Origin of the sequence: Flavobacterium sp. (assembly GCF_024642105.1) — a bacterium.
Classification (GTDB): domain Bacteria; phylum Bacteroidota; class Bacteroidia; order Flavobacteriales; family Flavobacteriaceae; genus Flavobacterium.
Genome location: NZ_JAHEBT010000007.1, coordinates 1 through 16,821, shown reverse-complemented (window position 1 = coordinate 16,821; position 16,821 = coordinate 1). Strand labels below are relative to the sequence as shown.

The following is a 16,821-nucleotide window of genomic DNA, read 5'->3' as shown; positions in this document are numbered from 1 at the left end:
TTATGGGAGAAATATTTTATTTAGATTTTAAAAATGATAATAGTGGAAAAGTTCAAATTGATGAGCCTATTGGTTATGCTGATGTTGATTTCAATTTACAACAAAAGGACAAGGGATATGGAAGAGATATTTCTTTTTCTGGAGGAGAAGCGCAATTTAATTTTGTTGATTACAGAACTCATTATTTGGATAAGTTGCTTTATTTCAATCACTTTTATGGATTTGAAAGTAAGGTAGATTTAATTATAAGCCAAAAGGGATATGACGATGTAATAGCAGAATTAGATTTTGCTTCCGCAGTTACGGATGAATTTCAATATTTTAAATGTAAGGTTATTCAACAATCTTCATTACAAATAATAAAAAGAAGAAAATCAGTAAAAGTGGATTTATTTAGTAATAAAGATATTGATGGAAACGAAATAGCTCCGTTAGTACCTGAGAATATGTTATTACTAAATAAACCTACTTTTCAAACGTCTATTTGGCAACAGACAGGTTCTTACGAATTTGGATTACGTTCAACAGGTACAGAAAAATACTTTATAAATCCAGCTCAAAATATTACTCAGTCAGATATTGATGGAACAGAAACTCCATTTGAGATTGAACAGCAAGATGCTGAAGGTATGCAGTATTTAGAAGCTAAAACAAATCTCAAGAAAATAACTATAAACCTAAATGGTTGTAGTGGAATTATATCTAGGGATACCGATAATGGAGGTAGTGGATATATTGCATTTCAATTAGTAGTTGCTTATGGAGCTTCATTTGGAAATTTCAAAGAAGAGAAAGTATTAACCTCTGCGCTTATAGAAGCTAGTCATCCATACTATTCACTTCCAAATACAGACTATACAGTATCTATTGATAATATGGATAGAGGAGATAAATTATGGATTACATATTATTTCAGATTAGAAGAAAGTACATTGTTTGGTAGATTAGAAGCATTTGGATATATGAATCTCGAATCAATAAAAATTACCGCAGAATCATCTTCATATAGCTCAATTACTCCTTCTTTTAGATTAATTGACGTGATGAAACAAGTTGTTAAATCAACCTCTGGATTAGAAGTAACTGCCCCTCGTTTTGAAGCTGGAGGAGAGTTTTATAACAATAGATTAATAAATGGTAATTTCTTAAGGAATGCACTATATAATACGGACGGAACTAAAAAACCATTTTATATATCTTTAGAAGATATTGAAAAATCTATTACAGAAGTAAATGCAGACCACGAGATAGATGCTAATGGAGATATATTCTTTGGAATTGAAGATGATTTTTATACTTCAAACGAGTCTGGATTTTTTGATAATACGCAATTTTCAGAAATGACTAAAGTATTTAATCCTCGCTTTTCGGTAAATGAATTTTCGTATACTTATAAAAATTTCCAAGCATTAAAAGAAAATGAGGAATTAAATTCTGCTGATAACATACACGGAGAATCTAAATATGTATTCTCTAATAAAATGGTAGAAAATAAGAAAGAAGTATCTATAGAATGGGTAAGGGATTCATTTTTGATTGAATCTAATAGAAGAAAAGCTATAGAAATATCTACAGACACAGCATCTCAGGACGATGATACTATATTTGCAATAGATACTGTAAATACTATTGGAGATTTAGAATTTACTGAAACTTCATTTTTACAACATTCATTTGACCTGAATACTAATAAATTATCATTAAGAAGTAATGGAGAAGTAAATTTTAGAGCATTAGGTATATTCCCAGGGAGTACGTTTACAATATTAGCTCCAGATAATAATGCAGGTAATTATACGGTTGAAGCTAATGCTAAATCTCAAGGTAGTACAGTAAATGATATAGTATCAAATACTTCATTGTTACTTACTCGTATAACAGATGGTTCTATTTCTGATAATAATAATGGAGAGAGAATTACTAAGTATATCTATAGATTAGATGACGCAATTGTACCTTATACTAATTATACTAATCAAGAATTTAGTTCTATAGCTAATTTGAATGCGTCAGATAGATATAGTAATTTAAGATATTCTGTAGGTAGAAATATTAATAACTATTATCAATCCTATTTAGCTACTTGTAATTTATACCATAAAGACGACACTGTAAAAAATACTTGGTATAAAAATAATGGAAAATGTATTACAACATATAGAGGGATTACTATAGAAGAAAGTAAATCATTTATACCTTTAAATCCAATATTATCTCCATTTATGTACGATAATATAGTATTTGCTAATGTAGAATTTACAGACTTTATTTCTTTGCAAAATAGTATTAGAAGTTATAGAGGGTATATAAGAACAATAGATAATAATGATAGAGTTATAAAAGTATATCCTATTACTATGAAGTATGAAATATTGAGTAAGGAATTGACTATTAAAGCTGAAGAAAAATATGAGCCTAGAACAATGACTATAAATACTTCAGCTAAATTTATTTTAATAAATAATGAAACTTATGTTAATGCTATCGATTGGGAATTGAGAGATAATAAAGTATTCATATTTGATAAAAAAAGACAATTACTTTACAATGGAGTATTTTTCAATAATGTATCTATAAATGGAGCATTAACTGATGATGTTTCAGAGTTTAAAAAACGTATGGATTTGCTTAAATAATTTTAGTATATTTGTAAGAATATGACACAGCCAATAATTAACATATATAGAACGATAGAAGAAGCTTTTTATTTTGACAATAGTCAAATGAATCGTTTTTATTCTTTCAATGGAGTTCAATTACTTCCATTTAACGAAACTAAATATGTTCAAGTAACAAATACTCCAGACGGTATTAATTTAGAAGACTGGACTGTATATGCAGTAGATATGTGTACAGGAGTAAAAACAAATATTACTCCTTCATTTTCAGTTCAATCTCTAACTAATTCAGATAATGGAGACCCTCAATTTTATTGGTCATTAACTAATGTTCAGTATGATTTTGGAATGAATTTAATTTATTTAGAGATACATCAATCTTTAGGAGAAACATTTTATTCAACACCATTTTTACTAACAAATGATGAAAATGAAAAAACGGCACAGTTCCATTACAAAACTAAAAGAACAGATACTTTTCAAAGTATTGGTTTTCAGACTTGGTTTAGACAGAATAGAAAGCAAACTGAACTTACAACATATTATGAGGCTTCTACGAAGCATACTGTAACTCAAGCGGTTAAAGTAAATAAAATATCTAAGTTTATGTCTGAAATTATGAGTATTGAGCAATTAATACTTTTGACAGATGTTTTAGAAAATCCTTATTTATACATTAATAAAGTAAGAGCTTCATTATATGAAGCTGTTGAAATACCAGAGGTAACATCTCAGGAAAATTTTGGAAGCATTAAATTTAATATATCATTTAATTATAAAGATATATTTAGTGGGAATTATGTAACCCCAGCTACTCCTATTGTTCCTGATTACTCATCACTACATTATTCATTAATAGACTATTATACATTATGACACCAGCAGAAATAAGAGCGTTAATTAGCTCAAACTTAGCAGACAATTCATCAATTACAGCAGTTAAACATAGGGCGGTAGAGAATGAATTAATAAATTATGCTGAAGCAACTAATTCTCAATTAGATACGCTATCTACAGCTTTTTTAGCTTCATTACCTAAAAATAAAGGATGGGTTGGTAATTTTAATCCAGGTACTTCTACTACATTAACCTTTGGCGGTAATGTAACTAACGCTACATTGGCTAATGTTGCCGAATCAATTATATCTGTTACAGTTCTTAACGCTATGCCATCTATGAATTATGTAGTAAAAGGATATGTAGAGAGTATGGGAGGATTATCTGAAGATAATACAGTAGGTACTGTAGTATTTAAGAAGATAAGTACTTCGCAGTTTCAAATATCTACAGGAGAATTTGATAACGAAAATCAAAATTTAAAAATACATTTAGAAGTAACATCTTTAGACTAGTATGGCAAATTCACTATTAATAGAAAAACAAACTGGAGGGTATTTCAAGTTTACTTTGAATGGAGATTCTGATAATGCTATAACTTCAATTAAAAACGACTTACTTGCAGTAGGAGATGAACTTCATTTTAAAACTGGAAATGGAGCGAATATAATTAAGGAACAATCAATTCATCCTGAGGATATAACTATTATATCCGGAGGTACTTTTACTTTTACTACGGTAGCTCAAGTATGGAATAAATTAATTGATATTGATTATTTTGCTTGGTTAGGTAATGGAAGTGGTGGAATTGTCGATAGATTTAGCGAATTAATTGATACATTTCAATATGTAGGTAATGCAGGAAAAGCTATAGTTGTTGATAATTCAGAGTTAAAATTAATACCTATTGAATTACATAATATAAATTCATTCACTGAATTAACAGATACTCCAAGTGCATTAGTACCTAATAAAATGGTTGTAGTAAACTCAGAAGGAACAGCCCTTGAATTACAAGACCAGCCATCTACTCCTGAGCAATTCTTAAATTCTGTTGGATATTTTGATTATAATGATTTAGTTACACAAACTACTCCACTAACTGCTGTTACTAATGTAGCATTAAAATTAACTAATGATACTGCTGGAGATAATACTAATACATCTCAAAATCCTTATGGAGTTTCGTATGTATGGGATACTATTACTAATCAGTTTAATTTTTCAGAATTATCAATTGGAGATACTATTGATGTTAGGATTCACGTCCAAGTAACTACAACTACAAATAATCAAAAAGTAGGATTAAGTGCAAAATTAGGTATTGGTTCTGTAGCTGAATTTACTAATTCAATTTTTTCTGGGCAGTTTAAAACAGCTGGAGTTCAAGAGATTAGTTTTGTAGCTCCTTTTTATATGGGGTCATCATACATTACTGATTATCCAGCTGAATTATATTTAACAACGGATGCCTCTGCTTCTGTAAAGGTAAAAGGATGGTATGTTCGTATCTTAAGAAAGAATATAAATATTATCACTGTTGACTATAGCGTTCCTGATGCTACTTCATCTGTTAAAGGTGTTATTAGATTAGGCGGAGATTTAAGTGGAACAGCTAATACTCCAACAGTGCCAGGATTAGCAACAAAAGTTCCGACATCTAGAACTATAGGAACTACATCTCCATTATTAGGTGGAGGAGCATTGACGAGTGATTTAATATTAGGTATTCAACAAGCGAACTCTACTGACTCAGGATATTTATCATCAACTGATTGGACTCATTTCAATGATACTTATAATGATAAAGTAGTTAGTATTTCTGTTAGTGGAACTACGACTAAAACATTAACTATAACTCAGCAGGATGGAGGTACTTTAACAACCTCTTGGACTGATAATAATTCAATTACATCTGTATTTGGTAGAACTGGCGATATTGTAGCTACCAATGGAGATTACACTACTTCTCAAGTAACTGAAGGAAGTAATTTATATTTTACAAATTCTAGGGTATCGGCTAATACTGATGTAGCTGCTAATACTTCTGCTAGACATAATGCTGTTACAATTGGAACTGCTAATGGTTTAAGTTTAAGTACACAAGCATTAAGTTTAGGATTAGCAAGTACGTCAACAAATGGGGCTTTGAGTAGTACTGATTGGAATACGTTTAATAATAAAGCAAATGATGCTAATGTTGTTAAGTTAACAGGAAATCAAAGTATTGATGGAATTAAAACTTTCATAGCAAATTCAACAGTATTTGACCCTTCAGGTACAACGTCTATTTTAACATTCAAAGGGTCTGGAGCTTTAGTTGCTGAATTTTCTTTTAATAGTTCATTTACTCAATTTTCAAGTAGAGCAAGTGGAGGTTATTTATTTAAAAATACCGCTTCGGCAAATGCTTTGACTATTGCAGATAATGGAAACGGTGTATTTTTAGGAAACTTAACATCTACGGCATTTATAAGAAGTGGCGGAACTTCGGCGCAATTTTTAAAAGCGGACGGTAGTGTTGATAGTACATCTTATATTTCATTAAGTTCATTAAGTGGTACTGCTCCTATTAGTTACAATAATTCAACAGGAGCAATAAGTATATCACAAGCTAATACATCAACAAATGGTTACTTGTCAAGTACTGATTGGAATACTTTTAATAATAAACAAAATGCTTTAACAAATCCAATTACAGGAACTGGTACAACTAATTATCACGCTAAATTTACAGGAAGTGGAACTTTAGGCAATAGTTTGATTTATGATAATGGCACTAACGTAGGTATAGGTACAACTTCACCAAGTGAGAAATTAGAAGTTCAAAGTGGTGCTGCAGGTGCTAAAATAAAAGTAAGTAATTCAGGTGGTGGATATGCAACTTTAGAATGTTCTTCAAATGCTTCTTCAGTTGCTCAATTAAGTTTTACAAATCAATTATCATTAATCGGTGGCAACGTAGGTATAGGTACTACAAGTCCAAATTATAAATTATCTGTGTTGTCTGCTAATAATGTTTCTTGGTTAGAAGACACAAGTGGAGCCAGCGGAGCTACATTTATTTTGTTTTCAGCACCAGGAAATACAGGAATAGGTAGTATTTCTAGAGTTGGTACTACTTCTGCAATAGCTTATAACTCAACGTCAGACTATCGTCTAAAGGAAGATTTGAAACCGATAAATGGATTAGAAAAAATATCAAAAATAAAGGTTTATGATTTTAAGTGGAAAAACCATACAGATAGAATGGATGGAGTTATTGCTCACGAATTACAAGAAATAGTTCCTTATGCAGTAACAGGAGAAAAAGACGCAGAACAAATGCAATCAGTTGATTACTCTAAATTAGTACCTATTTTAGTACAAGCAATACAAGAACTAAAAGCAGAAATAGAAATTTTAAAAAATAAATAATATGATAAATTTTGAATGGAATATTAATCCAATGGATTGCATTATTGACGATGACGGAATGACAAATGTTATTCAAACAGTTCACTGGAGACTTACAGGAACAGATGAGAATGAAATTAGCAGTAGTGTTTATGGAGCGCAAAGTTTTCCTAAACCAAGCGAAGAGGGTTTTATCCCTTTCGAAGAATTAACAAAAGAAATAGTTGTTAGTTGGTTAGAAGCTACTTTAGATGTTCCAGCTTTAGAAAAAAATATTGAAGATGCTATTTATTTAATTAATAATCCAGTAATGGTTCAGTTAACAATAAATTAGTATCTTTGTAATTATAACTAAAAAAAATTATTATGAAATTAGATTTGAACTTTGATTTAAAAGACTTAAATGGACAAGTAATTGAAAATGCTAATGTTGGTAAATTAATCGCTAATACGTTAATCTCAGAAACAAAAGGAGACGCTTTGAAGTATTGGGATTGGGCAAACAAATTATACTCTGGTAAAACACTTGATATTGATTTGTCGGATGCTGAAGTATTAAAGAATTTCATTAAACAACACGAAGGATTTACAGTACTATTAAAAGCACAAATTCTTCCATTATTCAAATAATGAGATATATTAATTACATCTTCGCATCACTTATACTATTCTTTGTACCTATCTACGGCTTATTAATTGCCGTAGGTAGTGCAATAATATTAGATACTTTTACAGGGATTTTCAAAAGTATAAAACTAAATGGATTGTCAAGCATAAGAAGTAGAAAATTATCTAATGTTATTTCTAAAATGGCATTATACGAAATATGTATTATATTTCTATTTTTAATAGATAAATTTGTTTTAAATGAATTTGTTAAACACGCATTTGGATTTGATTTTATGTTTACTAAAATATGTGCTATACTATTGATTTTTGTTGAATTAGTGTCTATTAAAGAAAATATTGAAGAAACATTTAAAATTGATGTTTGGAATTTATTGAAAAAAGCATTTAATAGAGCAAAAGAAGTTAAATCAGATATAAACGAAATAACCAATTAATGCAATTATCTAAAAACTTATCACTTTCTGAGATGATTAGAAGTGAATCTGCAAAAAGATTAGGAATAAATAATATGCCAACCCAAGAACATTTGGATAATATGAAGAAATTGGCTATTAATATATTCCAACCAATACGTGAGCATTTTAATATTCCAATACATATTAGTTCTGGCTATAGAAGTTTAGCTTTAAATAAAGCTATTAAAGGAGCATCTACTTCGCAGCATTGTAAGGGAGAAGCTATGGATATAGATATGGATGCTACAAATATAACTAACAAACAAATATTCAATTATATTAAGGATAACCTAGTATTTGACCAATTAATTTGGGAGGGTAGTGGTAAAGATAATCCTGATTGGGTTCACGTATCTTATAGCACTAGTGGTAAACAAAGGAAACAAATATTGAAAACAAATGATAAAAAGACTTACACTAATTATTAGTTTACTTCTTGTAACTTCTTGCGCTTCGAGAAAAGTTGCTATTGTAAAAGAGGATACAAAAACTACAATAGACTCTACTGCTATTGTAAAAACTGATTCTATTTCTACAATAAAGAATAATATTATAACTATCGATAGTAGTTCTGAAATTGAAGTATGTCCTATATCTGATACAATCCCAATGATTATTAATGGTATATCGTATAAAAATGCTATTTTAAAGTATAAAAAACATTCAAAAATATCTTCAGATACGTCAGAAAAAAAAGTATCTAAAACTGCTTCAAAACAAGTTCATAAATCAAAAGAAGAAGTTAAGTCATTAAAAAATAAATCTATAGATAAAAAAGCAAATTATTTTGTATATCTTTGGTTATTACTAATACCTATCGGAATGTATATTTATAGACAAATTAAGAATAAACTTTTATTATAATGGCAGCTAAACAAACAAGTGTTGAGAAAAAGGTTAAAATTAAAGTGAGTAGACCAGGAGTTCACGATAAATCAAAAACTTCAAAATTAAAAACTAGCAAAAACTATAAAAAGAGTTACGCTGGACAAGGAAGATAACTTATGAGATACAGAATTAACAGAAACATCGCACTTCAATTAGGTTTGACATTAAATAAATCAAATCGTTATAGAATTGATAAAGAAACTGAAAAGAGATTCTTAGAACTTACCTCCACTACAGATTCTAATAATTATAACGCAAATCGCAATACGCATTTTACTGCTGTCTCAAACGATGGAAGTTTAATGGATATTGAAGAATATTGTGAGCATTATGCTTTAGATTATAGCCAAGTAAGAAGTTGGAAATTAATTACGCATACTGCCGTTCCTTTTTATAATATCGTATTTTATGATAACCATAATAAAGAAGAAGAATCATTTAGAGACCAATTAATAAAGGATTTACAACAATATTCGCCTTCATTTCCTAAATTAGAGCGTATAGATAACAATGATAGTTATTTATTAGTTATTGACCCTGCGGATATTCATATAGGAAAATTAGCCTCGGCTTTTGAAACAGGAGAGACTTATAATAATCAAATCGCTGTTCAAAGAGTGCTTAGTGGGGTTCATGGAATATTAGATAAAGTATCATCTTTCAAAATAGATAAAATATTATTTATAGGTGGTAATGATATTTTACATATCGATACACCTAAGAGAACTACCACAAGCGGCACGCCACAGGATACAGATGGGATGTGGCACTCTAACTTTTTAATTGCAAAATCATTATATGTAAATGTATTAGAGATACTTTTATCCGTAGCTGATGTTCATTTTACTTTCAATCCAAGTAATCACGACTATATGAACGGTTTCTTTTTAGCTCAAGTAATTGAGTCTTATTTTAGAAATTGTGAGAATATAACGTTTGATTGCTCAATTGCTCATCGTAAAGGATTTAGATATTACAATAATTTAATTGGTACTACTCACGGAGATGGGGCTAAACAGGATTTGCTTCCGCTACTTATGGCTCAGGAATTTCCAATTGAATGGAGTCAAACTAAACATAGATATATTTATACGCACCACGTACATCATAAAACATCAAAAGACTATATTGGAATTACAGTAGAGAGTCTTAGAAGTCCTAGTGGTACAGATAGTTGGCACTCACGAAATGGCTATCAACACGCACCCAAAGCAATAGAAGCATTTCTACATTGTAAGCAGAACGGGCAAATCGCTCGGATTTCACACTTATTTTAAATAAAATAAAATGACACCTAAAAAGGTGTCATTCTTTTTCTTATCTTTGAATGTTTCATAAGTTTTTTCTGGTTCTTTCGGATTGACCCCTACTCGTAGGGGTCTTTCTTTTTATGACAAATTGAAATTTGTCATCTAATGTTAGCTTTTTATAGTGAGTTAAAACTCACTATCCAATGTCAGTCGTTTTTATAAGTATTTTCGATTTCAACTTCATACCCTAACTCCTTTAATACGGCTTCTATTGATAATCCAACATCCATTCCTACATAGCCATTATGTATAATTTCAGGATTAGGATGTGGTAATTCTTTACCATTTAAGTATATAGTAGCTCCATAATCAGTACAACAGCCATCTGTACAAGTATAATCCCATTCTTCTATAGTTATTTTTACCATTGTTTCTTTGATTCAATTAGTTCAATATATGATTTTTTTATAGCAATTGCCTCGGTAAGTCTTTGCTTAATTAATTCAATCATATCTTCGTCTCTTTCAACGATAATTGTATGATGATATACTTTATCATTTAATTCTAAATAATTGAAGAAATAGGCTCTTTTTCGTCCTGTAGCTAACATCTGCATCTGCATTTGAGCTATATATATCTTATCGATGTTCTCTTCAGCAACTAATCTAAAGAATTTCTTACCTTTAGGGCATTTAATCTCTAAAACAGCATCATCATCTATAAGTCCATCAGGGGATGCTCCTGCGTGTTCTCCATAAGTAAAAAAACTACAATTAGATACTTTTAGATTTGGATGTACCTCTACAAACTTAGCAAAAGCGACTGGTTCTAAATCTATTCCACGTTGCATATCTTTAGATGTAAATCCTTCTTCTACTTCTCCAAATAATTGTTCAATTGCTTTCTCCACAGCGTACGTCTCTCCTGTTAGTCCTAATCCTTTGATACCCAATAAGTCTATACTCCTACTAGCTGTAAACTTACCGTGTCGGTCTTTAAACCAAACTTCCGACCTTTGGTCTGCTGCGTTTGATTTAGGTGTAAATGTGTCATAAACCACTTCTTTTCTCATAACTTTTAATTTCTTGTTTAATAATGTCTTTAATAACTGATTCTTTTATTCCATTTGAGAAGTTTTTTATATGTTCAATAACTCTCTTTAATTCGTTTACTTCTTGGAGTAGATTATGTACTCTAGCTTCCAATCTTCTTTCTTCGTTGCTCATTGTAAAATATTTAATACTACAAATTAACACATTATAGATTTAATAGCAAAATATTAATGTTATTTATAATTGATATAAATAGATAATAACTATTGTATAAGTAAAATTTTATATATTACTTTGTCGTATGAAAAATAAGGAAATAAGTCAAATATTAAGATACTGCGGTATTAAAGAACATCGGTTGTGGGATTTGCCACGACCTAAATGGACTACTGATGACTTTAATGAATTGAAACAAATACTATGGAACAAAGAGTCAGAGAGATTATCAAAAGAGAAACTGGATTAGATGTTACTGATAAATGTAGAAGAGAAGAGTATGTTGAAGTAAGAGCTTTATATTATACAGTTCTCAGGGAACTCGGATATAGTTATTGTAGAATAGCAAGAACAGTAGGTAAGCGACACGGAACAGTAATATATGGTCTTAATTATTATAAAGACATAAATTCAATCCAAATAAATAAACTAGAACAATTAATAATTAAAGAATTACTATGAAACAATATCGATGTATTAAGAATTATATAACAGAAGAAGGAGAAGTAGCCTTTAAACTAGGTGTTATTTATGATTTAGCAGAAAATAATGTATTAACTTCTGAATTGATAGGGATTAAGTACTATTTAGGAAAAGATTTTAAAGAAATGTATTTTAAAAGGCATAAACCGATGACTTCATTTGAAGGTAATGGATTATACTGTGCTTCATTAGTTAATTCAAGAGTTAATGGTATGTGGACTGGAAATATGACTATGATAAAAGACTCGGTAGTTGAATCAGTTATTAAAAAGTTTCAAGATAGGTCTGATTTAGGTATTAAGAAATATGGTACTACCCTAGATAGAAACGACCTTAGTTGGCAAGAGTGGATTTCTCACGCACAGGAAGAAGCTATGGACTTGGTGCTGTATTTAGAGCGAATGAAAAAAGAGTAAGTATTATGAAAGAACAAGACTTAATAGATTTAGGGTTTGAAAGAACCGATTTTGATGAACCTCCATTTGGTCATTATTACACGTATGAATTTGATAGACATCTATGTTTAATATCTTCAGATAGTACCGATTCTGATTGGTGGGTAGAATTATTTGATTATCAAACTTTTAGAATTTACGATATTGAAGAACTTAAATTATTTATTGAATTAATACAAAGAAATGTTAGAAAAGACACATTATAGTACAGGAGAGATTGCTCAAATTGCAAACGTAAGTCCATCGTGTATTAAAGAAAGAATTAGAAGATTGGAAATATTTCCAGATTTCGTACACGGAAAAAGAAGATTATTTAATACTGAAAAAGTACAGTGTATAATCTCACAGTTTAAATACCACAAAAGGGTATATTATTTAATACTAGAATCCAAAATAAATTATGATACAGAAATTTGAAAGAAAATTCGGATATATAATATCTGATAACAACAGACTTCCATATACTTCTTTAATAAAGAAGTATTTTGTAGAACGAATGTATGCAGAAGGCTATTCAAAAATAGCTATAGCAGAAAAGTTTGAATTAAAGAGAGATACTATAAATAAAATATTAGCTACAGAGAAATGTAATCATTATAAGCGAATTGCTGAACTTATTAGTAACGAAGATATAGTTACATTTAATAAGGAATTTACTTATGAACAAATAGAAAAAATTGCAATTGAAAAGACAGCTAAACGCTTTTCACTATATGAAACTATTGACTTACTCAAAAAAGAACCTGGGTGTAGGTTATGGAATAAACAATTTAATAAATTTACTAATAAAGATTGGTTAAGAATTAATAAAATTTATGAAACAAAGTCCGTTACAGCGCATAATTAAAGTTATGAATTATTATTACAGACAAGGCGCAAATAAAGAATCTGTAAACAAAGTGTATAAAAATATTTTAAAAAAGAAGTATGGAATTTAAAGAATTAGAACGATTGGTTATTGATTGGGCAAATGATAGAGGTATTCTAAGTAATGGAACGACTATGGGTCAAGCAGAAAAGACGCACGAAGAAGTTTTAGAATTAATTTCTGCTATCGATGAAGATGATAGAGACGAAGTAATTGATGCTATAGGAGATATTACTGTAACACTTATAATTCAAGCTAAAATGCAAGGACTTGAATTTGAACAATGCCTTGAAAGTGCTTACAATGTAATTACAAAAAGAAAAGGTAAAATGTCGGGAGGAAAATTTATTAAAGAATAATTTGGTAGTTTAAAATAAAGTATTACTTTTACCACATCATAATAACAGAGGTAAGGATTGAGCCTCTTCATTTCAATCCATAAATACATTACATTATGAGTTCAAACAGAACAAAAGCATTCGCTCAACCATTGAGTAACCCTGCAAAAAGATTTCTTGAATGGAAATCAAACGACAAAACTTTCGGATACTATGACAAGTCTATTGCTGAAAGTATGAAAGGTAAATCTGCTGATGAAATTAAAGAAGCAGCTAATGTCAAAATCCAATTACCGTTTAAATTCTTAGTCTTAGACCAATTACATACTGTAAGTGGGTGGAATGATGCTACATCAAGTGGTATTTATTCAAACGAGGTTAAGTTTATCTCTAAACAAGTAATGACTGTTAAGCCATTCAAAGGAAATGAGATTGCTAAAGGATTGTATGCTGACATTAAAGAAAAAGTTAAAAATGCAGGTGGTCATTATGTTAAGTCTATCTACATTATGTTAGAAGATGGTACTTTAGCTAATATCCAATTGAAGGGTTCTTCTGTACAACAATGGGGAGAATTTACTAACAAGAGCTTGTCAAGACTGCCTGAAGAATGGGTTGTAGTTGATAAAGCTATTGAAGGTAAAAAAGGATCTGTTAGATACACAACTCCAGGTTTTAAATTTGGAGGCTCTTTAAGTGATTCTGAAGCTAACCAAGCTGATTTAGTATTTGATGAATTAGAAACGTACTTAAAAGCGTATTTAATCAAAGAAGAATCACCAGTAGAAGTTGCTGACTTAGACCCAACTGATGATGATGATTTAGATTTTATCTAAACCAATGTAACACAACTAGAAAGCCCTACTAAATGGTAGGGTTTTTTCTATACTATATACCAATTCATTGGTATATACACTAGTTGGATTCCATTGCGTCAAAATGACACAGTACACATTTCGTTGAAAAAAGTCGTTTTTTAGGGACACCCCCCTTAAAAAACCAAAATCAATAGGGGTGTCCCTCAAAATGGCAAACCAATGTAGTAAATGTGTTCTTTTTATTATTTATAATATATATAAATAAAAGAATAGGTATTGTTTATTAACAGGTATATTTATATATTTGTCATCTTTATTAATTAATAGAAAAAAAACTATGAATGTATTATCATTATTTGATGGAATGTCTTGTGGACAAATAGCTTTAAGTAAAGCTGGAATTAATTATAATAATTACTATGCTTCTGAAATAGAAGAAGCGCCTATTAAGGTTATTCAACACAATTATCCTAATACTATTCAATTAGGAGATGTGACCAAGATTGATTGTGATAAATTACCTAATATTGATTTATTACTTGGAGGCTCTCCTTGTCAATCATTTTCAAGTGTAGGTAATGGTAAAGGTTTTGAAGGTAAAAGCGGTTTATTTTATGAATATGTTAGGATTTTAAAAGAAGTAAATCCAAAATACTTTTTACTTGAAAATGTTAATATGAAAAAAGAGTGGAGAGATATAATTAGTAATGAACTACAAGTTGAACCTATTTCTTTTAACAGCAATATAGTTTCTGCTCAAAATAGAGATAGATTATATTGGACAAATATTATGTTTGATTTGCCAGAAAATAAAGATGTAATATTTAAAAATGTTTTACAAGATATTCCTTATAGAGAAATTCCTAAATGCTTTTACTCTAATTGGGGAGATAAAATGCGAATTGATAAAGGCGTTAATTGGATTAACAATAAAAAATCAAATTGCTTGACTACTAAAAATTGTCATACAAATCAATACTTACTAAACGAAGACAAAACTATGTGTAGATTATTGACAGCTCAAGAATTTGAAGCACTACAAACAATCCCTAATAATTATACAAATATTGTTAGTAATACAGATAGATTTAAAATGATAGGTAATGGTTGGACTGTGGATGTAATTGCTCATATATTTAAAAATTTATGCTAAAAGAGAATGTCCTGATTGTTGGAACGGATTACAAAAAATTTGTTGATAAGACAAAAGAAATAACTAACGGGTTATTTGTAGTTTGGTATGAAAAGATTTATTTTAATGATAAATTTAAGTTTACCAAATGTAGATTGGAGACTCAAGTAATTGTTCTAAAGCGATTACGAAGTAGGAACGACATAGTCAGGTGGTTTAGGTTATCACGATATGGTATAATAGTGGAAAGAAAGCACGGTCTAATGTACCCAATATATCCAAAGATGATATTCAACTGCCCTCCTAACCTATACAAACTATTACCATATAATATTAAAATAAAATGTAAGACTTATATATTATGAAAGAACAAGATTTAATAGATTTAGGATTTGAAATAAATCACGATGAAGAGAATGGCAAACCATATCATTACTATACTTATGATATAGGTAAATATGATTGTTTAATCTCTAATACAAATGATGAAGGAAATGTATGGTATGTAGAGTTATTTGAATCGGATGAAATTCGATTTACTAATAAGGAGGAACTGAAATTGTTTATAGACTTAATTAATAGAAATAAGAAATGAAAATAAGCGTATTTAAAAATTTATTTAAGTCAAAAGACGTTCCTTATTCTATGGACTTAGATAAAGTTATCGCTCGTATTCGAGTAGGTAAGTCTAAGGAAATTGTAGATAGGGTTCGTACTGGAGATAAAAATGCAAAGAGCGAATTGCCTTGCATATTATTTGCTGGGGAGTTTACAGAGCGTAACTCTAACTCACTTGTCAAGCACTCAGGATTAATGGTGGTAGATTTTGATAAATATCCAACCGTAGAGGAGATGAACGAGCATTTGAAGGAATTGAAACAAAACCCTCATTTTGTATTACTGTTCGTTTCTCCAAGTGGTATTGGAATTAAAGGAGTGGTTAAGATTCCAGAGTCCGATAAATATACTCACATTAAATATTTCAAAGCATTTAGACAGACATTTTTCAAAGACAATAAATACTTTGACAATGCTAATAGCAATGTAGATAGAGTTTGTTACGAGTCTTACGACCCAAATATCTATGTAAATAAGGATGCTGAACTATTTGATGCCGAACTTATCGATGAAGGGTTTAAAACTTCTGAAAAAGTGCCATTACTTCCAATTAATGATGAGTCTTCTATTATTGATAGGATTATGAAGTTCAATTGGAAAAGAGGATTTAATGATGGAGAGCGCAATGCCTTTATTTTTGATTTAGCTGGAGCATTCTGTGAGTATGGAGTATCTGAATATACTGCCGAGGGCTACATCTTAAATAATATCGTCATTGGAGACTTTCCAGAATCAGAAGCTATAACTGCTATTCGTTCTGCTTATCG

At 29.9% G+C, this 16,821-nt stretch carries 23 protein-coding genes; 20 read left to right on the top strand and 3 right to left on the bottom strand.

The genetic code is table 11. The features are described from left to right. The first annotated feature begins 2 nt into the window (after positions 1 to 2). Genes Q0L65_RS02825 through Q0L65_RS02775 form a run of 11 tightly spaced genes read left to right on the top strand, consistent with a single transcriptional unit; the run spans position 3 to position 10,101 of the window. Positions 3 to 2,636: a hypothetical protein gene (locus Q0L65_RS02825; protein ID WP_296683224.1), complete on the top strand. Its 2,634-nt coding sequence runs from the start codon at positions 3 to 5 to the stop codon at positions 2,634 to 2,636. Positions 2,637 to 2,657: 21 nt separating this feature from the next. Then, positions 2,658 to 3,494: a hypothetical protein gene (locus tag Q0L65_RS02820; protein WP_296683222.1), complete on the top strand. Its 837-nt coding sequence runs from the start codon at positions 2,658 to 2,660 to the stop codon at positions 3,492 to 3,494. Then, a complete protein-coding gene (locus tag Q0L65_RS02815; protein WP_296683218.1) occupies positions 3,491 to 3,970 on the top strand; it encodes a hypothetical protein in 480 nt (159 codons plus the stop codon). The genes Q0L65_RS02820 and Q0L65_RS02815 overlap by 4 nt, the downstream gene beginning before the upstream one ends. Before the next feature lies 1 nt (position 3,971). Next, positions 3,972 to 6,872, top strand: a complete 2,901-nt coding sequence (locus Q0L65_RS02810) for a tail fiber domain-containing protein (RefSeq protein WP_296683216.1) — start codon at positions 3,972 to 3,974, stop codon at positions 6,870 to 6,872. Between the two features lies 1 nt (position 6,873). After that, the gene (locus Q0L65_RS02805) at positions 6,874 to 7,185 is read left to right on the top strand and encodes a hypothetical protein (RefSeq protein WP_296683212.1); all 312 of its coding nucleotides are present in this window, start codon (positions 6,874 to 6,876) and stop codon (positions 7,183 to 7,185) included. A gap of 32 nt (positions 7,186 to 7,217) precedes the next feature. Further along, on the top strand, positions 7,218 to 7,481 hold the full coding sequence (locus Q0L65_RS02800) for a hypothetical protein (protein ID WP_296683209.1): 264 nt from the start codon (positions 7,218 to 7,220) through the stop codon (positions 7,479 to 7,481). After that, the gene (locus tag Q0L65_RS02795) at positions 7,481 to 7,915 is read left to right on the top strand and encodes a phage holin family protein (protein WP_296683206.1); all 435 of its coding nucleotides are present in this window, start codon (positions 7,481 to 7,483) and stop codon (positions 7,913 to 7,915) included. Before Q0L65_RS02800 ends, Q0L65_RS02795 begins: the two co-directional genes overlap by 1 nt. Then, on the top strand, positions 7,915 to 8,364 hold the full coding sequence (locus tag Q0L65_RS02790) for a D-Ala-D-Ala carboxypeptidase family metallohydrolase (RefSeq protein WP_296683203.1): 450 nt from the start codon (positions 7,915 to 7,917) through the stop codon (positions 8,362 to 8,364). The genes Q0L65_RS02795 and Q0L65_RS02790 overlap by 1 nt, the downstream gene beginning before the upstream one ends. Continuing rightward, positions 8,336 to 8,800 carry a hypothetical protein gene (locus tag Q0L65_RS02785; RefSeq protein WP_296683200.1) on the top strand — a complete coding sequence of 155 codons (465 nt, stop codon included), beginning with the start codon at positions 8,336 to 8,338 and terminating at the stop codon, positions 8,798 to 8,800. Before Q0L65_RS02790 ends, Q0L65_RS02785 begins: the two co-directional genes overlap by 29 nt. Continuing rightward, on the top strand, positions 8,800 to 8,937 hold the full coding sequence (locus tag Q0L65_RS02780) for a hypothetical protein (RefSeq protein ID WP_296683197.1): 138 nt from the start codon (positions 8,800 to 8,802) through the stop codon (positions 8,935 to 8,937). Before Q0L65_RS02785 ends, Q0L65_RS02780 begins: the two co-directional genes overlap by 1 nt. Before the next feature lie 3 nt (positions 8,938 to 8,940). Continuing rightward, positions 8,941 to 10,101 (top strand): hypothetical protein, encoded by a 1,161-nt coding sequence (locus Q0L65_RS02775; RefSeq protein ID WP_296683196.1) that lies wholly within the window; start codon positions 8,941 to 8,943, stop codon positions 10,099 to 10,101. Positions 10,102 to 10,280: 179 nt separating this feature from the next. Here the strand turns inward: Q0L65_RS02775 and Q0L65_RS02770 are convergent, their stop codons facing one another. The 3 genes from Q0L65_RS02770 to Q0L65_RS02760 are packed head-to-tail and all read right to left on the bottom strand — an operon-like array spanning position 10,281 to position 11,300. Then, entirely contained in the window at positions 10,281 to 10,502 is a 222-nt protein-coding gene (locus Q0L65_RS02770; RefSeq protein WP_296683194.1) for a hypothetical protein, read from the bottom strand. Beyond that, positions 10,496 to 11,146, bottom strand: coding sequence for a lambda exonuclease family protein (locus tag Q0L65_RS02765; RefSeq protein WP_296683191.1), 651 nt, complete (start codon positions 11,144 to 11,146; stop codon positions 10,496 to 10,498). The genes Q0L65_RS02770 and Q0L65_RS02765 overlap by 7 nt, the downstream gene beginning before the upstream one ends. After that, positions 11,124 to 11,300: a hypothetical protein gene (locus Q0L65_RS02760; RefSeq protein WP_296683188.1), complete on the bottom strand. Its 177-nt coding sequence runs from the start codon at positions 11,298 to 11,300 to the stop codon at positions 11,124 to 11,126. The genes Q0L65_RS02765 and Q0L65_RS02760 overlap by 23 nt, the downstream gene beginning before the upstream one ends. A 246-nt stretch (positions 11,301 to 11,546) precedes the next feature. Here Q0L65_RS02760 and Q0L65_RS02755 point away from each other — a divergent pair, with 246 nt between their 5' ends. From Q0L65_RS02755 to Q0L65_RS02715, 9 genes are all read left to right on the top strand, one after another. Next, positions 11,547 to 11,804 carry a hypothetical protein gene (locus Q0L65_RS02755; RefSeq protein ID WP_296683185.1) on the top strand — a complete coding sequence of 86 codons (258 nt, stop codon included), beginning with the start codon at positions 11,547 to 11,549 and terminating at the stop codon, positions 11,802 to 11,804. Further along, on the top strand, positions 11,801 to 12,241 hold the full coding sequence (locus Q0L65_RS02750) for a hypothetical protein (protein ID WP_296683182.1): 441 nt from the start codon (positions 11,801 to 11,803) through the stop codon (positions 12,239 to 12,241). The genes Q0L65_RS02755 and Q0L65_RS02750 overlap by 4 nt, the downstream gene beginning before the upstream one ends. A gap of 5 nt (positions 12,242 to 12,246) precedes the next feature. Then, a complete protein-coding gene (locus tag Q0L65_RS02745; RefSeq protein WP_296683180.1) occupies positions 12,247 to 12,486 on the top strand; it encodes a hypothetical protein in 240 nt (79 codons plus the stop codon). A 194-nt stretch (positions 12,487 to 12,680) separates the two neighbouring features. After that, complete coding sequence (locus Q0L65_RS02740; RefSeq protein WP_296683177.1) at positions 12,681 to 13,127, top strand: hypothetical protein; 447 nt, start codon at positions 12,681 to 12,683, stop codon at positions 13,125 to 13,127. A gap of 80 nt (positions 13,128 to 13,207) precedes the next feature. Further along, on the top strand, positions 13,208 to 13,507 hold the full coding sequence (locus Q0L65_RS02735) for a MazG-like family protein (RefSeq protein WP_296683174.1): 300 nt from the start codon (positions 13,208 to 13,210) through the stop codon (positions 13,505 to 13,507). Between the two features lie 95 nt (positions 13,508 to 13,602). After that, positions 13,603 to 14,322 carry a hypothetical protein gene (locus tag Q0L65_RS02730; protein ID WP_296683170.1) on the top strand — a complete coding sequence of 240 codons (720 nt, stop codon included), beginning with the start codon at positions 13,603 to 13,605 and terminating at the stop codon, positions 14,320 to 14,322. A gap of 319 nt (positions 14,323 to 14,641) precedes the next feature. After that, positions 14,642 to 15,457 (top strand): DNA (cytosine-5-)-methyltransferase, encoded by an 816-nt coding sequence (gene dcm / locus Q0L65_RS02725; protein ID WP_296683166.1) that lies wholly within the window; start codon positions 14,642 to 14,644, stop codon positions 15,455 to 15,457. Positions 15,458 to 15,797: 340 nt separating this feature from the next. Continuing rightward, positions 15,798 to 16,031, top strand: coding sequence for a hypothetical protein (locus Q0L65_RS02720; protein WP_296683163.1), 234 nt, complete (start codon positions 15,798 to 15,800; stop codon positions 16,029 to 16,031). After that, positions 16,028 to 16,821, top strand: a 794-nt coding sequence (locus tag Q0L65_RS02715; RefSeq protein WP_296683161.1) for a BT4734/BF3469 family protein, incomplete at its 3' end; no start/stop codon positions are given. The genes Q0L65_RS02720 and Q0L65_RS02715, both read left to right, overlap by 4 nt.

Excerpts from the sequence above, each read along its gene's own strand:
- Q0L65_RS02825 (WP_296683224.1), top strand. The coding sequence starts at position 3 with ATGGGAGAAATATTTTATTTAGATTTTAAAAATGATAATAGTGGAAAA.
- Q0L65_RS02820 (WP_296683222.1), top strand. The coding sequence starts at position 2,658 with ATGACACAGCCAATAATTAACATATATAGAACGATAGAAGAAGCTTTT.
- Q0L65_RS02815 (WP_296683218.1), top strand. The coding sequence starts at position 3,491 with ATGACACCAGCAGAAATAAGAGCGTTAATTAGCTCAAACTTAGCAGAC.
- Q0L65_RS02810 (WP_296683216.1), top strand. The coding sequence starts at position 3,972 with ATGGCAAATTCACTATTAATAGAAAAACAAACTGGAGGGTATTTCAAG.
- Q0L65_RS02805 (WP_296683212.1), top strand. The coding sequence starts at position 6,874 with ATGATAAATTTTGAATGGAATATTAATCCAATGGATTGCATTATTGAC.
- Q0L65_RS02800 (WP_296683209.1), top strand. The coding sequence starts at position 7,218 with ATGAAATTAGATTTGAACTTTGATTTAAAAGACTTAAATGGACAAGTA.
- Q0L65_RS02795 (WP_296683206.1), top strand. The coding sequence starts at position 7,481 with ATGAGATATATTAATTACATCTTCGCATCACTTATACTATTCTTTGTA.
- Q0L65_RS02790 (WP_296683203.1), top strand. The coding sequence starts at position 7,915 with ATGCAATTATCTAAAAACTTATCACTTTCTGAGATGATTAGAAGTGAA.
- Q0L65_RS02785 (WP_296683200.1), top strand. The coding sequence starts at position 8,336 with ATGATAAAAAGACTTACACTAATTATTAGTTTACTTCTTGTAACTTCT.
- Q0L65_RS02780 (WP_296683197.1), top strand. The coding sequence starts at position 8,800 with ATGGCAGCTAAACAAACAAGTGTTGAGAAAAAGGTTAAAATTAAAGTG.
- Q0L65_RS02775 (WP_296683196.1), top strand. The coding sequence starts at position 8,941 with ATGAGATACAGAATTAACAGAAACATCGCACTTCAATTAGGTTTGACA.
- Q0L65_RS02770 (WP_296683194.1), bottom strand. The coding sequence starts at position 10,502 with ATGGTAAAAATAACTATAGAAGAATGGGATTATACTTGTACAGATGGC.
- Q0L65_RS02765 (WP_296683191.1), bottom strand. The coding sequence starts at position 11,146 with ATGAGAAAAGAAGTGGTTTATGACACATTTACACCTAAATCAAACGCA.
- Q0L65_RS02760 (WP_296683188.1), bottom strand. The coding sequence starts at position 11,300 with ATGAGCAACGAAGAAAGAAGATTGGAAGCTAGAGTACATAATCTACTC.
- Q0L65_RS02755 (WP_296683185.1), top strand. The coding sequence starts at position 11,547 with ATGGAACAAAGAGTCAGAGAGATTATCAAAAGAGAAACTGGATTAGAT.
- Q0L65_RS02750 (WP_296683182.1), top strand. The coding sequence starts at position 11,801 with ATGAAACAATATCGATGTATTAAGAATTATATAACAGAAGAAGGAGAA.
- Q0L65_RS02745 (WP_296683180.1), top strand. The coding sequence starts at position 12,247 with ATGAAAGAACAAGACTTAATAGATTTAGGGTTTGAAAGAACCGATTTT.
- Q0L65_RS02740 (WP_296683177.1), top strand. The coding sequence starts at position 12,681 with ATGATACAGAAATTTGAAAGAAAATTCGGATATATAATATCTGATAAC.
- Q0L65_RS02735 (WP_296683174.1), top strand. The coding sequence starts at position 13,208 with ATGGAATTTAAAGAATTAGAACGATTGGTTATTGATTGGGCAAATGAT.
- Q0L65_RS02730 (WP_296683170.1), top strand. The coding sequence starts at position 13,603 with ATGAGTTCAAACAGAACAAAAGCATTCGCTCAACCATTGAGTAACCCT.
- dcm (WP_296683166.1), top strand. The coding sequence starts at position 14,642 with ATGAATGTATTATCATTATTTGATGGAATGTCTTGTGGACAAATAGCT.
- Q0L65_RS02720 (WP_296683163.1), top strand. The coding sequence starts at position 15,798 with ATGAAAGAACAAGATTTAATAGATTTAGGATTTGAAATAAATCACGAT.